The 13513-nt window shown below is 67.3% G+C and carries 14 protein-coding genes and 1 pseudogene; 7 read left to right on the top strand and 8 right to left on the bottom strand.

The features are described from left to right. Together K789_RS25400 and K789_RS25055 are read left to right on the top strand one after the other, a co-directional pair. Positions 1 to 197: hypothetical protein (locus K789_RS25400; RefSeq protein ID WP_029704757.1), on the top strand; the 197-nt coding region annotated here is incomplete at its 5' end. Then, entirely contained in the window at positions 194 to 349 is a 156-nt protein-coding gene (locus K789_RS25055; protein WP_202805069.1) for a hypothetical protein, read from the top strand. The genes K789_RS25400 and K789_RS25055, both read left to right, overlap by 4 nt. Positions 350 to 570: 221 nt before the next feature. Here the strand turns inward: K789_RS25055 and trhA are convergent, their stop codons facing one another. Further along, a complete protein-coding gene (gene trhA, locus K789_RS0108205) occupies positions 571 to 1293 on the bottom strand; it encodes a PAQR family membrane homeostasis protein TrhA (protein ID WP_024366338.1) in 723 nt (240 codons plus the stop codon). A gap of 155 nt (positions 1294 to 1448) precedes the next feature. Between trhA and K789_RS0108200 the strand changes: the two genes are divergently transcribed. Together K789_RS0108200 and K789_RS0108195 are read left to right on the top strand one after the other, a co-directional pair. Next, positions 1449 to 2210: an isoprenyl transferase gene (locus K789_RS0108200; RefSeq protein ID WP_024366337.1), complete on the top strand. Its 762-nt coding sequence runs from the start codon at positions 1449 to 1451 to the stop codon at positions 2208 to 2210. A gap of 233 nt (positions 2211 to 2443) precedes the next feature. After that, on the top strand, positions 2444 to 3886 hold the full coding sequence (locus K789_RS0108195; RefSeq protein WP_024366336.1) for a PhoH family protein: 1443 nt from the start codon (positions 2444 to 2446) through the stop codon (positions 3884 to 3886). A 217-nt stretch (positions 3887 to 4103) separates the two neighbouring features. Here the strand turns inward: K789_RS0108195 and K789_RS0108190 are convergent, their stop codons facing one another. Further along, positions 4104 to 4769, bottom strand: a complete 666-nt coding sequence (locus K789_RS0108190) for a GNAT family N-acetyltransferase (RefSeq protein WP_024366335.1) — start codon at positions 4767 to 4769, stop codon at positions 4104 to 4106. Positions 4770 to 4817: 48 nt separating this feature from the next. After that, positions 4818 to 5646 (bottom strand): annotated as a pseudogene (locus K789_RS26785) (hypothetical protein). Between the two features lie 59 nt (positions 5647 to 5705). Between K789_RS26785 and K789_RS0108180 the strand changes: the two are divergent. Together K789_RS0108180 and K789_RS0108175 are read left to right on the top strand one after the other, a co-directional pair. Then, positions 5706 to 6269 (top strand): prepilin peptidase, encoded by a 564-nt coding sequence (locus K789_RS0108180; protein ID WP_024366334.1) that lies wholly within the window; start codon positions 5706 to 5708, stop codon positions 6267 to 6269. Between the two features lie 36 nt (positions 6270 to 6305). Continuing rightward, positions 6306 to 6776, top strand: coding sequence for an NUDIX hydrolase (locus K789_RS0108175; protein WP_024366333.1), 471 nt, complete (start codon positions 6306 to 6308; stop codon positions 6774 to 6776). A 79-nt stretch (positions 6777 to 6855) separates the two neighbouring features. Here K789_RS0108175 and K789_RS0108170 read toward each other — a convergent pair whose 3' ends face one another. From K789_RS0108170 to K789_RS0108150, 5 genes are all read right to left on the bottom strand, one after another. Continuing rightward, positions 6856 to 8532: an MDR family MFS transporter gene (locus K789_RS0108170; protein ID WP_024366332.1), complete on the bottom strand. Its 1677-nt coding sequence runs from the start codon at positions 8530 to 8532 to the stop codon at positions 6856 to 6858. Beyond that, positions 8529 to 9200 carry a TetR/AcrR family transcriptional regulator gene (locus K789_RS0108165; RefSeq protein WP_024366331.1) on the bottom strand — a complete coding sequence of 224 codons (672 nt, stop codon included), beginning with the start codon at positions 9198 to 9200 and terminating at the stop codon, positions 8529 to 8531. Before K789_RS0108165 ends, K789_RS0108170 begins: the two co-directional genes overlap by 4 nt. A 153-nt stretch (positions 9201 to 9353) precedes the next feature. Further along, positions 9354 to 10790, bottom strand: coding sequence for a class II fumarate hydratase (locus K789_RS0108160; RefSeq protein WP_024366330.1), 1437 nt, complete (start codon positions 10788 to 10790; stop codon positions 9354 to 9356). An 86-nt stretch (positions 10791 to 10876) separates the two neighbouring features. Then, positions 10877 to 11491 (bottom strand): carbonic anhydrase, encoded by a 615-nt coding sequence (locus K789_RS0108155; protein WP_024366329.1) that lies wholly within the window; start codon positions 11489 to 11491, stop codon positions 10877 to 10879. 9 nt (positions 11492 to 11500) lie between these two features. Continuing rightward, entirely contained in the window at positions 11501 to 12247 is a 747-nt protein-coding gene (locus K789_RS0108150; RefSeq protein WP_035739424.1) for a DUF4245 domain-containing protein, read from the bottom strand. Positions 12248 to 12454: 207 nt separating this feature from the next. On the opposite strand from K789_RS0108150, the gene glpX reads away from it, so the two are divergent. Further along, positions 12455 to 13477 carry a class II fructose-bisphosphatase gene (gene glpX / locus K789_RS0108145; RefSeq protein ID WP_024366327.1) on the top strand — a complete coding sequence of 341 codons (1023 nt, stop codon included), beginning with the start codon at positions 12455 to 12457 and terminating at the stop codon, positions 13475 to 13477. Positions 13478 to 13513 lie beyond the last annotated feature (36 nt).

The raw sequence follows: 13513 nt of genomic DNA, 5'->3' as shown, positions 1-13513 counted from the left end.
CGCCGAGCCCCGGGCTGGTGATCGCCCTGCAGGACGACGCCAGGCCGGACAACGACGCTTCCGTGCCCCTTCTGCGCGGCCGGAAGGCAGCGCCCGACGCAAGCCCTGTGGTGTATCTGTGCCGCGCGATGGTCTGCGGGCTTCCGCTCGGCTCTGCCGACGAGGTCCAGGTACGGCTGGCTACACTGGCGGAATGACTCCTCACCCCTTCGAACTTGTGGTTTTCGACGGCGACGGCGTCCTGGTCGATTCCGAGGTGATCGCCGTCCGGGTGGACCAGTTGGTGCTCGCAGACCTCGGCTGGGAACTGGAGGCGGACGAAATTGTGGAGCGCTTCGTCGGGAAGTAGAAGGCCCACTTCATCGCCACGCTCGAAGAGCAGCTGGGCCTCGAACTGGGCGAAGGCTGGGACCGAAAGTACGCGCGCGGCCTGACGGACGGCCCTGACGGACGGCCCTGACGGTTGGAAATTCCCCATCTTTGAAGTCGGCGCCCGGTGTGTCGGGCAGAAGAGCCGGTGAGTCGCGGCGACGGTGTCCCAAAGGTGGGGAGAATCCGCGCAGCCGGACGTCAACTCAGGACGGCGATCGCAATTGCGATGTAGTGCGCGGCGAAGGCAAAGACCGTCAGGGCGTGGAAGAGTTCGTGGAAACCGAAGTGTTCGTAGCTGAAGTTCGGCTTCTTCAGCGCGTAGAACACGGCGCCGGTGATGTAGAGGGCGCCGCCGACGCAGATCAGCACGGCGGAGGCGACGTTGGCGGCAAGGAAATCCGGCAGGTAGAACAGCGCGCCGCAGCCCAGGGCGATATAGATCGGCACGTACAGCCAGCGCGGGGCATGGGTCCACAGCAGCCGGAACAGCACACCCAGGATGGCGCCGGTCCAGATCACCCACAGCAGCAGTTCGGCCTTGGGCCGGTCCAGGAGCGCCCAGGCCAGCGGCGTGTAGCTGCCGGCGATCACCAGCATGATGTTCGTGTGGTCCAGCCGCTTCAGCACGATCTTGACGCGCGGGGACCAGTTGCCGCGGTGGTAGATGGCGCTGATGCCGAACAGCAGGACCCCGGTGAACGCGTAGATGGCGCAGGCGATCTTCAGGTCCGGCGTCGGCGCCAGAATCACCAGCACCAGGCCGGCGGCCAGCGCGAGGGGAGCCGTCACGGTGTGGATCCATCCGCGCCACTTGGGTTTGATCATCAGGAGCTCGGCCAGCCGGACCGCAGCGTCGTCTATCGGGCCGGTTCCGCGGTCCGCGGGATGCTCGGGCCGGGGCTCGGAGGTGTTGCTGTCCATGCCGCCATAATAAACTACGGTCCGGTAAGTTACCTGCGAGTAACAAAGCTCGGAGGGCACCGTCGTCACGTTCCTGCGCCCCGGCCGGCACTGCGGCGGGTAGCCTAGGATGTGCACAGCAGTCGTACTTCAAGGGAAGCCAGGTGAATCTCCGGATGGAAATGCCCGGGTTCCTCTATGGCTTCTACGAGCGCAAACTCCAACGCTCGCTGGACCCGGAGCGCATCCCCCGGCACATCGGCGTGATGGTGGACGGCAACCGCCGCTGGGCCCGGCAGTTCAACGCCCCCACCAGCCAGGGCCACCAGGCCGGGGCCGACAAGATCCACGAGTTCCTCGGCTGGTGCCAGGAACTGGGCGTCAAAGTGGTCACCCTCTACATGCTCTCCACGGACAACATGAACCGCTCGGGCGAAGAACTCGACCTGCTCATGGGGATCATCGCCAATACGCTGGACAGGCTGGACGGGGACGCCGAAATCTCGGTCCATGCCATGGGCGCCCCGGAACTGCTGCCTGACTACCTCGCCGCACGGCTCAACCGGCTCACGGCCCGGACCCCGACGCGCGAGAAACTCCACGTCAACGTCGCCGTCGGCTACGGCGGACGCCGCGAAATCGTCGACGCCGTCCGCGAACTGCTGCACGACGCCGTCGCCCGCGGTGCGGACATCGGGAAACTGGCTGACGAACTGAGCGTCGACGACATCTCGCGTTTCCTTTACACGCGTGGCCAGCCCGACCCGGACCTCGTGATCCGGACCTCCGGGGAGCAGCGGCTCTCCGGGTTCCTGATGTGGCAAAGCGCGTACAGCGAGTTCTATTTCTGCGAAGCCCTGTGGCCCGCCTTCCGGAAAGTGGACTTCCTCCGGGCCCTCCGCGACTACGCCGGCAGGCAGCGCCGCTACGGTTCCTGACCCGTCATCGGGTGTTCACACGATGGCAACAAGAATCGCCGAAGAATTGGCACAGAAACGCCGCACACCGGACGTACGTTAATCCCATCAGCAGGCAAACGGCCGGCTGATCGGGGAGGCCAGTACATGGAGCGGAAGTTCGCACCAGGTGTATGGGAGGCCGCGTCCGGCCTCAATGCCGAGCCGCCTCACCACTAACAATTCCGGGCATGCGCCCCGGGGCTGGAGTCGATGTGGCTATTTCTGAACAACTGCCCGACGTCGTGACCGACCAGGGACAGAAAGCTACCTCTCGCGCCAAGCGAGCCACCTCAAAGACCGGTGCAGCGGAGATTGACGCTGCGGCCGGTCTTGCTGTTTCCGGGGAAGGGACAGCAAGCATGGAACCGGCCCGGAGCTTCGTGATCGACACCTCGGTGCTGCTCTCGGACCCGCGGGCCCTGCTGCGCTTCGCGGAGCATGAAGTGATCCTGCCGATCGTCGTCATCACCGAGCTCGAAGGCAAGCGGCACGATCCCGAGCTCGGCTATTTCGCCCGCAAGGCCCTCAGGCTCCTCGACGACCTGCGTGTGGAACACGGCGGGCTCGACCGCCCCATCCCGCTCGGCCACGACGGCGGCACGCTCATAGTGGAGCTGAACCACATCTCCGCCGAAGTGCTCCCGGCCGGCTTCCGCGGCGGCGACAACGACAGCAGGATCCTCGCCGTCGCCAAGAACCTCGCCAACGAGGGCCGGGACGTCACGGTGGTGTCCAAGGACCTGCCGATGCGCGTCAAGGCCTCGGCCATGGGGCTGCAGGCCGACGAGTACCGCAACGAACTCGTCAAGGACTCGGGCTGGACCGGTGTCGCGGAAATCGACGCGAGCGAGGAGGAAGTCTCCACCCTTTACGGCCACGAGCCCGTCTTCATCCCGGAGGCGGCCGAGATGCCGACGAACACCGGCCTGGTGCTGCTCTCCCAGCGGGGCTCTGCCCTGGGCCGGGTAGGCGCCGACAAGCAGGTCCGGCTCGTGAAGGGTGACCGCGACGTGTTCGGTCTGCACGGGCGGTCGGCCGAACAGCGGTTGGCGATCGACCTGCTGATGGACCCCTCCGTGGGCATTGTGTCCCTGGGCGGCCGTGCTGGCACGGGAAAGTCCGCGCTGGCCCTGTGCGCGGGTCTCGAGGCCGTCCTGGAGCGCCAGGAACACCGCAAGGTCATCGTCTTCCGGCCGCTGTACGCGGTGGGCGGGCAGGAGCTCGGGTACCTGCCCGGCTCCGAGGCGGAGAAAATGAACCCGTGGGCGCAGGCCGTCTTCGACACGCTTGGAGCCCTGGTCAGCCAGGAGGTCGTGGAGGAAGTGATGGACCGCGGCATGCTCGAGGTGATGCCGCTGACCCACATCCGGGGCCGGTCGCTGCATGACGCGTTCGTGATCGTGGATGAGGCCCAGTCGCTCGAGAAGAACGTGCTGCTGACCGTGATGAGCCGGATCGGGCAGAACTCCAAGATCGTCCTGACCCACGACGTCGCCCAGCGCGACAACCTCCGGGTCGGACGGCACGACGGCGTGGCCGCCGTCGTCGAGACGCTCAAGGGGCATCCGCTCTTCGGCCACGTCACCCTCACCCGTTCGGAGCGCTCGCCGATCGCTGCGCTTGTTACGGAGTTGCTCGAGGGGGCGGAGATCTAGGTCGGGTTCTTCAACTCGCCTGTGCTGGGGGCCGTGGTCGGGTTCGCCGGGCCGCGGCCCTTCTGAAGGGGGCCGTGGCCGGGTTCGCAGGGTCGCGGCCCTTCGCCGTCGCTTAGACACCTCCCGTCGCTGCGCTGCGGTCGCTGAGCGACCTCCGCTTCGCTTTGGTCGGCGATGCGCTCCTTTGCGAAGAACCGTGGCCCGGCGTGCGGGTCTGTCACCTTTGTTGCCTTTGTTCCTGGATCCCCAGGTACTCTGCGGTGGGGCCGTGGCCTTGCACTTGCAGGTGCCAGTCGGGGCGGTTGAACGTGGCGGGGGTGAGGCGGACTTTTTGGGCTTCCTGGCGCTGGCCGCCCCAGGAGACGCGGGTGACGCCGTTGAATTCGTAGCCGAGGGAACGGGAGACGCCGAGGGACTGCTGGTTCCAGGCGGCCGCCTCGGATTCCGCGACCTCCGCGCCGAGCCAGTCGAAGGCATAGAGGGCGACGGCGGCGCGCATCTCCTTGCCGAGTCCGCGGCCGTGCACGCTTTGTTTGAGCCAGGAGCCCGTGCTGACCGTTTTCAGGGTGGCGAAGTCCTTGGCCTCGATGTCCTGGCAGCCGATGAACTCGTCCTCGTGCCAGATGCCCAGCAGCAGGGTCCATTCCTGCGGCGACATGTTCCCGCGGCACCGCCAGTACCACTGCGCCATATTCGGGCCGAGCTCCTCGGCGGGGGACTCAGCCCAAGGCCGGCTGAACGGGCTGTGGCCGGGCTCGTGGATGCCGCTCAGGGCCGCCTGCACCGCCGCGGGGATATCCTCGTCGCGGATGGGCCGAAGAACCAGGCGTGGTGTGGTCAGGGTGAGGCCGAAGGGTGGCCAGTAGCGGGCGAGTTCAGTCATCCGGGAAGCCTAGCCGCGCGGCCGGGGCCCAGCCAGTCACACACGCCCTCAGCCCGCCGGGAGTTCCCAGCTGATGTGCCGGCGGACATCCGTGAGGTTCATGGACTCGGCGAGGAACAGGTCATCCAGCATGTACTCGTCCACGGCCAGGATCCGGATCCAGTGCCCATACTCGTCCGGCCCATCCCCTTCCTGCCCGCCCCCCAGCCAGNNGGCTCGCGACGCAAACGCCCGTGCCGGCGTCGATCCTCACCAGCGTGCGGCCTGGCCGGCACAGCGGCGCGCCGGGGTCGCTGGGACGGTAGCCGGGGTTCGGGGTCACGGTGGCTTCCAGGGCAGGTCGGCCCTCGTGCAGCACCTCGGTGATGGTGCCCAGTTCCACAGCATTTGAACTGGGGAATTCGAGCGGAACGGGGGCGTTGCCGGCCAGTTCCACCGGGTCCAGCGCGGCCGCGAACCGGCCGTTGCCGAAGCCGGGCTCGCCGTAGGCGGCTTCGGGGCGGCGCCGGACCAGACCGCGGTCGTCGTAGACCGGGGTGACGAGGTGGGGCGGCAGCAACCAGGTCTTCCTGGTGGAGCGGACGTAGAACACGTCTCGGGAATCATTGATGCCGGTGGTGCTTTGCAGGACCAGGCCGTCGGCCGTCTCCAGCCGCAGGGCCCCCGGGCGGCGAAGCCAGGCACGGACCAGGTCCGGCAGCGGCGCCGTTTCGGGGGCACCGGAACCGGCGGCGAGGGGCCGGTCAAGGTACTCAAAGCGCAGGGACTGCCATTTCCACGGCGAGGAACGGCACAGGTTCCGGAAAGCGGCCGCCTGTTCCGCGGGGTCCCCGGGGGTGCGCGGCGCGCGCGCGTTCGCGTTGTCCCATGCGGCCATATCCACAGTTTACGCGCGGGCCCCGCCACGCCGGCCGGAAATTCCAGTAGCATCCGAGAGTGATCCAACGACTCGGTGGACTGGGCGAAGTGACCCCGCTGGCCTTCTGGCTGGTGCTTCTGGCGTGCGCCTTCCTTGCGGTCACCGCCGTCCGCCTCACGGTCATCGACGTCCGGCACCATCTGCTGCCGGACCGGATCGTCTTTCCGGCCTACGCCGTCGCCGGGGTACTGCTGCTGGGTGCAGTGGCGGTCCACGCGGCGTCGGGAGCCCCGGCTTCGGCTGCCGTGCCCGACGGCGCGGCCGGGCTCTTTGGGGTGCCCGGACTGCGCGTGGTGGCGGGGGGAGCGGCGCTGTGGCTTTTCTACTTCCTGCTGCGGGCCGTGTACCCGCCGGGGATGGGTTTCGGCGACGTCAAACTGGCAGGCGTTCTCGGCATGTATCTGGGCTTCCTCGGCTGGCCGCACGTGTTTGCCGGGACCTTCGCCGCTTTCCTTTTTGGCGGGCTGTGGAGCCTGGGCCTGCTGGTGTCGCGGCGCGGCGACCTGAAATCGAGCATCCCCTTCGGGCCGTTCATGCTCGCCGGCACCGCCGCGGCCATGCTCCTTCTCCCGGCGGCCTGAGGCGGAGACCCCGCGCCCGTTGGCTAGGCTGGCGGGATGGCTACCCCCGACTTCATTCTCAAGCTCCGCGCCAAGGTTGGCCACGAGACCCTCTGGATTCCCGGCGCGCGGGCCGTTGTGTTCGACGACGCCAGCCGGGTCCTGCTCGGCCAGCGGGCCGACAACGGCCGGTGGGGGCTGATCACCGGGATTCTGGAGCCCGGCGAAGAGCCCGCGACGGGCCTGCTGCGGGAGGTCCTGGAGGAGACCGGCGTCGTTGCCGCCGCCGAACGGCTCGTCTCGGTGGACGCCGTTGGGCCCACCACCTATCCGAACGGCGACGTCTGCCACTTCCTGACGCTCGTGTTCCGGTGCCGGTATGTCTCCGGGGAGGCGCGGGTCAACGACGACGAATCCCTCGCCGTGGGCTGGTTCCGGCCGGAGGAGTTCCCCGAGCTGATGCCCGGGCATCTGGAGAGCATTGAACGGGCGGGGCCTGCGGACGGGGCTGCCCACTTCCGGCGCTGACCCCCGGACCCGGCCGGCAGGGGCAGGGACGCCGCAGCCCCCGGCGCTGCGGCGTTCCTGACCCTGGTCGCTCCGGCGTCTAGCGGTGCAGGCTGTGGAGATCGTCGTCTGCCGGCGCCGCAGCGGCGGGCGTCGGAGATGAGGTGACTCCGGCGTGGCGTTCGGCCTCCTGGCGTTCGGCCTCCTCGCCGCCCACGGCCTCGCCGCGGGCCACCATGCCTGCGGTGTCCGAGAGCGGGATCTGCTTCAGGGTCAGGGCGAGCACCAGGGCGATCCCGAGGAACGGCAGCAGGTACCAGAACACGGGAGCCAGGGAATCGGCGTAGGCGTTGACGATCGCGTCCTTGAGCTGGGCCGGGAGCTGGCTGAGGGCCTGCGGGTCCAGGGTGCGGGTGGACTGCGACGCCTGTTCCGCCGTGGCGCCCGCTCCGGTGAACGCCCGGGCCAGGGACTCGGAGAGCCGGGCGGTGAAGATGGAACCAAAGACCGCGACGCCGAGCGAGGCGCCCACTTCACGGAAGTAGTTGTTGGTGCTCGTGGCCGTGCCGATCTGTTCGGCGGGAACCGAGTTCTGCACCACCAGCACGATCACCTGCATGATGGAGCCCAGGCCCGCACCGAAAATGAACAACTGGACGCAAATGATCCAGATGGGGGTCGCGGCGGTGAGGGTGGTCAGCCACAGCATCGCGGCAATGGTGAGGGTGGCCCCGAGGATCGGGAACATCTTGTACTTGCCGGTCTTGGAGATGCGGATACCCGAGAAGATGGCCATGCCCATCAGGCCCACCATCATGGGCAGCATCAGCAGGCCGGATTCCGCCGCGGAGGTCCCGGAGGACATCTGCAGGAACGTGGGGACAAAGGCGATGGCGGCAAACATGCCCAGGCCCAGGGTGAAGCCGATCGCCGTGGAGTTCACGAAGATCCGGTTCCTGAACAGGCTCAGCGGGATGATGGGGTCCTCGGCCCTGCGCTCCACGAGGACGAAGGCGACGGCGGCCAGCACCATGCCGGCGCCGAAGGCCCACGTCAGCGGGGAATCCCAGCCTTCATCCTTCTTGCCGCCGAAATCAGTGAAGAAGATCAGGCAGGTGGTGGCCGCCGACAGCAGGAGCACGCCCAGGATGTCGATCCGCTTTTCGGCCTTCTTGTTGGGCAGGGTCAGCGTGAACCAGGCGATGGTGAACGCCGCGATGCCGATCGGGATGTTGATGTAGAAGGCCCACTCCCACGTCAGGTGGTCCACGAAGTAGCCGCCCAGGAGCGGGCCGGCGACGGCGGACAGGCCAAAGATGGCGCCCAGCGGGCCCATGTACTTGCCGCGGTCCTTGGCCGGGACGATGTCGGCGATGATGGCCTGCGAGAGGATCATGAGCCCGCCGCCGCCCAGGCCCTGGACGGCGCGGAAGATGACGAAGCCCCAGAAGTCCGTGGCGAAGGCGCAGCCGATCGAGGCCAGCGTGAACAGGGCGATGGCCACCAGGAACAGGTTCCGGCGGCCCAGGATGTCGCCGAACTTGCCGTAGATCGGCATCACGATGGTGGTGGCCAGCAGGTAGGCGGTGGTGATCCATGCCTGGTGTTCCACGCCGCCGAGCTTGCCGACGATGGTGGGCATGGCGGTCGAGACGATCGTCTGGTCCAGGCTGGAAAGCAGCATGCCGGCGATCAGGGCGGAGAAAATGATCCAGATGCGTTTCTGGGTCAGGAGCAGCGGCTCGGCTGCCGGTGGGGCGCTGACGGTGGAACTCATTGGGGTCCTTCGGTGGAGGCGGACGGGGCGATGTCCAGGGGCTGGCCAAAAAGTGAGCGGGCGGCTGCGACGTTTTCGAGCAGCATGTCCCTGTAGGGGCGGGTGTTGTCCGCGGAGAAGTAGGCGGCGCTCGTCTTCCGGGCGATGCTGCCCAGGAGCAGGACGGCCATGCGGACCACCGGGTGGTCCGGCGGGACGTTTTCCCTGGCGGCGAGCATTCGGGCGAATTCGGCTTCGCGCTGTTCCGAGGCGCCGATGATCCGCAGCATCAGCTGGGGTTCCTTCTGGATGACGCCGATCAGCTGGCGGGTTTCCTCCTCGCTGGCGGTCATCTGTTCCGACAGGTCAAGGGAGAGCCGCACGAGGTCCGACAGCAGGGTGGGGGAGATCCCGCCTGCGGGAGAGCCGGCCCCGCCCGCCACGAAGCGACTGACGACGGCGGCCGGGAAGTCGTCGTCGACGTGTCCGATGATGGCGTCTTCCTTGGTGGGGAAGTAGTTGAAGAACGTCCGGCGGGAGATTCCCGTCCGTTCGCAGGCCTCCTCCACCGTGTAGCCGTTCAGGCCACGCTCTGCCGTCAGGGAACGGGCGACGGCGGTGATCGCCGCCCGCGTCGCGGCGCGCTTACGCTCGCGGAGTCCGCCTTCAATAATTGCACTTTCGTTCACATAGTAGATATTTGCACTTTGTTGCCACGAGTGCAAAATCAGCGGGTGCCGGCTGTCCGGCGCCGGGAACGCCGTCGGNCGGCACCCTTCACGGAAAGGTGCCGGCCGACGTCGGACGTTCTGGACGGAGCGGGCGACGCCGCCCGCGGGGCCCTAGGCCTTGTGCGGCGGACGGGTCATGGACATAACGTCCAGGGCGGTGTCCAGCTGCTCCTCGGTCAGTTCGCCGCGCTCCAGGAAGCCCATCGCCACCACGGTTTCGCGGATGGTCAGGCCCTCGGCCACGGACTTCTTCGCGATCTTCGCGGCGTTCTCGTAACCGATGAACTTGTTCAGCGGCGTGACGATCGACGGCGAAGCCTCGGCCAGGAAGCGGGCGCGCTCGACGTTCGCGGTGATGCCGTCGATCATCTTGTCCGCCATGACGCGGCTGGTGTTGGCCAGCAGGCGCACGGATTCGAGCAGGTTGGCCGCCATCACGGGGATGCCGACGTTGAGCTCGAAGGCGCCGTTGGTGCCGGACCAGGCGATGGCAGTGTCGTTGCCGATGACCTGGGCGCAGACCATGATGGAGGCCTCGCAGATCACGGGGTTGACCTTGCCGGGCATGATCGAGGAGCCCGGCTGCAGGTCAGGGATCAAGATTTCGCCGAGGCCGGTGTTGGGGCCGGAGCCCATCCAGCGAAGGTCGTTGTTGATCTTCATGAAGGAGATCGCGATGTTGCGCAGCTGGCTGGACGCCTCGATCAGGCCGTCACGGTTGGCCTGCGCCTCAAAGTGGTCGCGGGCCTCGGTCAGCGGCAGCCCGGTGTCGGCGGCCAGCAGTTCGATGACGCGCTCCGGGAACCCGGCGGGGGTGTTGATGCCGGTGCCGACTGCGGTGCCGCCCAGCGGAACCTCAGCGACGCGGGGGAGGGAGGCATTGATGCGCTCGACGCCGTAGCGGACCTGCGCGGCGTAGCCGCCGAACTCCTGGCCCAGCGTCACCGGCGTGGCATCCATGAGGTGGGTGCGGCCGGACTTCACGACGTCCTTGAACTCGACGGCCTTGCGCTCCAGGGACTCCGCGAGGTAGCCCAGCGCCGGGATCAGGTCGTTGATCAGCGCGGACGTGGCGGCCACGTGCACCGAGGTGGGGAAGACATCGTTGGAGGACTGTGAGGCGTTGACGTGGTCGTTGGGGTGGACCACCTTGGCGCTGCCGGCGGCCTTGAGTGCGCGGGTGGCCAGTTCGGCAAGAACCTCGTTGGTGTTCATGTTGGAGGAGGTGCCCGAGCCGGTCTGGAACACGTCGATCGGGAAGTCGCCGTCGTACTTTCCGGTGGCTACCTCATCGGCAGCGTCCGCGATCGCCTGGGCGAGCTCGCCGTCGAGCACTCCCAGTTCGGCGTTGGCCTGCGCTGCAGCCTTCTTGACGCGGGCGAGGGCTTCGATGTGGGCGCGCTCGAGCGTCTTGCCGGAGATCGGGAAGTTTTCGACGGCACGCTGTGTCTGGGCACGGTACAGGGCGTTCACGGGGACGCGGACTTCGCCCATCGTGTCGTGTTCAATGCGGAACTCTTCGGTGTTCAACTCTTCTGTGGAGGTCATGGGGCTAGCTTATTGGGCCGAGGCGTCCCATCGAAAACCGTGAAGTGCTTGCTACCCGGAGGCGGCTGGCGCGCTGCGGCGGGAACTCAGAGCTCGCCGATTCCGGAAACGACGTCCGCCCTGCCGTCGGCCAGGCTGTAGGCGAGGCCGATGACTGCGGCGCGGCCGCTTCCGACGGCGTCGGAAATGACCCGCGAGCTGTCCACGAGGCGCTGGGAGGTTTGTTTGACGTTCTCGACCACCATGTCGTTGATGTCGTTCTGGTTGTTGCGCAGCGAGGTCAGCACCGACGGCGTAATGCGTTCGACGAGGCTGCGCATAAAGCCCACAGGCATCTGCCCGGTCTCCATGGCGTTCTTGGTGGCCGTGACCGCGCCGCAGCTGTCATGCCCGAGGACGACGATCAGCGGCACCGACAGGACGCTGACGCTGTATTCGAGCGAGCCGAGCACGGCGTCGTCGATCACATGGCCTGCGGTGCGGACCACGAATGCATCGCCAAGACCGAGGTCGAAGATGATTTCAGCGGCCAGCCGGGAATCCGAGCAGCCGAAGATTACCGCAAAGGGGTGCTGGTTCTCCACGAGGGAGGAACGCCGGGACGCGTCCTGGTTGGGATGGGACGACTTGCCTGAAACGAAACGCGCGTTGCCTTCGCGGAGGCGGCGCCAGGCAAGGGCGGGGGTGAGATAGGTGGCCACGGCCTTACCTTACGACGAAGGGACGGCGGAGGGCGAAACTGTGGCTCCCGCGGTGCTCCCGGGTGACGCGCCGCCGGCCGCACCGGACGTGCCCTCAAGGGACGTCACCACAGCGGCTGCCAGCAGCGCGAATTCGTCAAGCTGCGCGGATCCGGTCAGGATAACGGTGGTGCCGCCGGCGTCGGCAAGCACCATGCTCTTCTCGCCCTTGCCCGTGTCACGGAGCTCCCAGTCGCGTCCGCCGGCGCTGCGGGTGCCGGTCACGGGCGCACTCTTCACCTGCTGAAGCAGCCACGTCGGATTCGACTGCCGCGCCTGCACCAGGGCGATGAAGGACTCCTTGGGGGTGAGGTATCCCACCTCCCACGTCGGGACGCCGCTGCCCGTGCCGGATTCCCACCGGGCGTAATTTGCGCGGAATGTGTCGCCGGTTTCCGGGGCCGCGGGTGTGAATCCCGCCACACCGGCAGCGTTGCGCGCCACGGCGCTGACATTGATGTTGGGCCGGTAGCCGTCGGTCTTGGGCGACGGGTTCATCAGGACGATCGGCAGGAAGGCCGCGATGCTCAGGACCAGGGCAATGATCATGCCGATCACCGAGGCGTTCGCGCGCTTCGCCGCTCCCGCGGTCAGGACGGGCTTGACGGGCGGCTGGCCACCCGCGCCATGCGCTTCCGGGCCGGCGGTGCCGGCATGGGAAGCGGGGGCTGAGGGGGGCGTTTCCTGCAATTCACTCACCCCTCTATAGTCGCCCATTCCCGGCCGATCTCACATTCGGCAATGCCAGGCGGCCCGACAGGCGGGCGTTCACGGGCTGGTCATTCCAAGACGCGGCTTTCCGCCGCGACTATGATCAGTAACAGACGAGATCACAAACAAACGAATCGCCGCGACGGATCGATCCTGTCCGTACGGCTTCAATGATCGCCACTCGAAGAAGAGGTTCACGTGACACCAGCGCCAATGACCCAGAAGTACTCCACGCTCTCCCCGTCTCTTGCCGTCGGCATCGACGAGCCGGACCGCAACCTTGCTCTGGAACTGGTCCGCGTCACCGAAGCCGCCGCCATCGCCGGCGGCCACTGGGTGGGGTTCGGGGACAAGAACAAGGCCGACGGCGCCGCCGTCGACGCCATGCGCTCCTTCCTCCAGACCGTTCACTTCAATGGTGTGGTGGTGATCGGCGAGGGCGAGAAGGACGAAGCCCCGATGCTCTTCAACGGCGAAAACGTCGGTGACGGCACCGGCCCCGAGTGCGACGTCGCCGTCGACCCCATTGACGGAACCCGCCTGGCCGCCCTCGGCATCAACAACGCCCTCGCCGTCCTGGCCGTCGCCGAGCGGGGCTCCATGTTCGACCCCTCCGCGGTGTTCTACATGGAGAAGCTCGTGACCGGCCCGGAAGCCGCCGACATGGTGGACCTGCGCCTGCCCGTCAAACAGAACCTGCACCTGATCGCCAAGGCCAAGGGTGTCAAGGTCAACCAGCTCAACGTCATGATCCTGGACCGGGACCGGCACCGTGGGCTCGTGGAGGAGATCCGCGAGGCCGGTGCCCGCACCAAGTTCATCATGGACGGCGACGTCGCCGGCGCCATCGCTGCCGCACGCGCCGGGACGGGTGTCGATGCCCTGATGGGTATCGGCGGAACGCCGGAAGGCATCGTATCGGCTTGCGCCATCAAGTCCCTCGGCGGCGTCATCCAGGGCCGGCTGTGGCCCACGAGCGATGACGAGAAGCAGAAGGCGATCGACGCCGGCCACGACCTCGACCGGGTGCTCTCGACCAACGACCTCGTCTCCAGCGACAACTGCTACTTCGCAGCAACGGGCATCACTGACGGTGACCTGCTCAAGGGCGTGCGTTACTCCAAGGACAAGGTCCTCACCCAGTCCATTGTGATGCGCTCCAAGTCCGGGACCATCCGCTTCGTTGATGGCGAGCACCAGGCCAGCAAGTGGGAAGGCTACGCGCGCAAGAGCTAACGCCTGCCGCACCGCCAGAACACCCGGATCCCGGGG

Origin of the sequence: Arthrobacter sp. TB 26 (genome assembly GCF_000427315.1) — a bacterium.
Classification (GTDB): Bacteria; Actinomycetota; Actinomycetes; order Actinomycetales; family Micrococcaceae; genus Arthrobacter.
The sequence above is the reverse complement of the archived record's forward strand: the minus strand, read 5'-3'. Positions and strand labels throughout refer to the sequence as shown.

Excerpts from the sequence above, each read along its gene's own strand:
- K789_RS25055 (WP_202805069.1), top strand. The coding sequence starts at position 194 with ATGACTCCTCACCCCTTCGAACTTGTGGTTTTCGACGGCGACGGCGTC.
- trhA (WP_024366338.1), bottom strand. The coding sequence starts at position 1,293 with ATGGACAGCAACACCTCCGAGCCCCGGCCCGAGCATCCCGCGGACCGC.
- K789_RS0108200 (WP_024366337.1), top strand. The coding sequence starts at position 1,449 with ATGGAAATGCCCGGGTTCCTCTATGGCTTCTACGAGCGCAAACTCCAA.
- K789_RS0108190 (WP_024366335.1), bottom strand. The coding sequence starts at position 4,769 with ATGACTGAACTCGCCCGCTACTGGCCACCCTTCGGCCTCACCCTGACC.
- K789_RS0108175 (WP_024366333.1), top strand. The coding sequence starts at position 6,306 with ATGGCTACCCCCGACTTCATTCTCAAGCTCCGCGCCAAGGTTGGCCAC.
- K789_RS0108170 (WP_024366332.1), bottom strand. The coding sequence starts at position 8,532 with ATGAGTTCCACCGTCAGCGCCCCACCGGCAGCCGAGCCGCTGCTCCTG.
- K789_RS0108160 (WP_024366330.1), bottom strand. The coding sequence starts at position 10,790 with ATGACCTCCACAGAAGAGTTGAACACCGAAGAGTTCCGCATTGAACAC.
- K789_RS0108150 (WP_035739424.1), bottom strand. The coding sequence starts at position 12,247 with ATGGGCGACTATAGAGGGGTGAGTGAATTGCAGGAAACGCCCCCCTCA.
- glpX (WP_024366327.1), top strand. The coding sequence starts at position 12,455 with ATGACCCAGAAGTACTCCACGCTCTCCCCGTCTCTTGCCGTCGGCATC.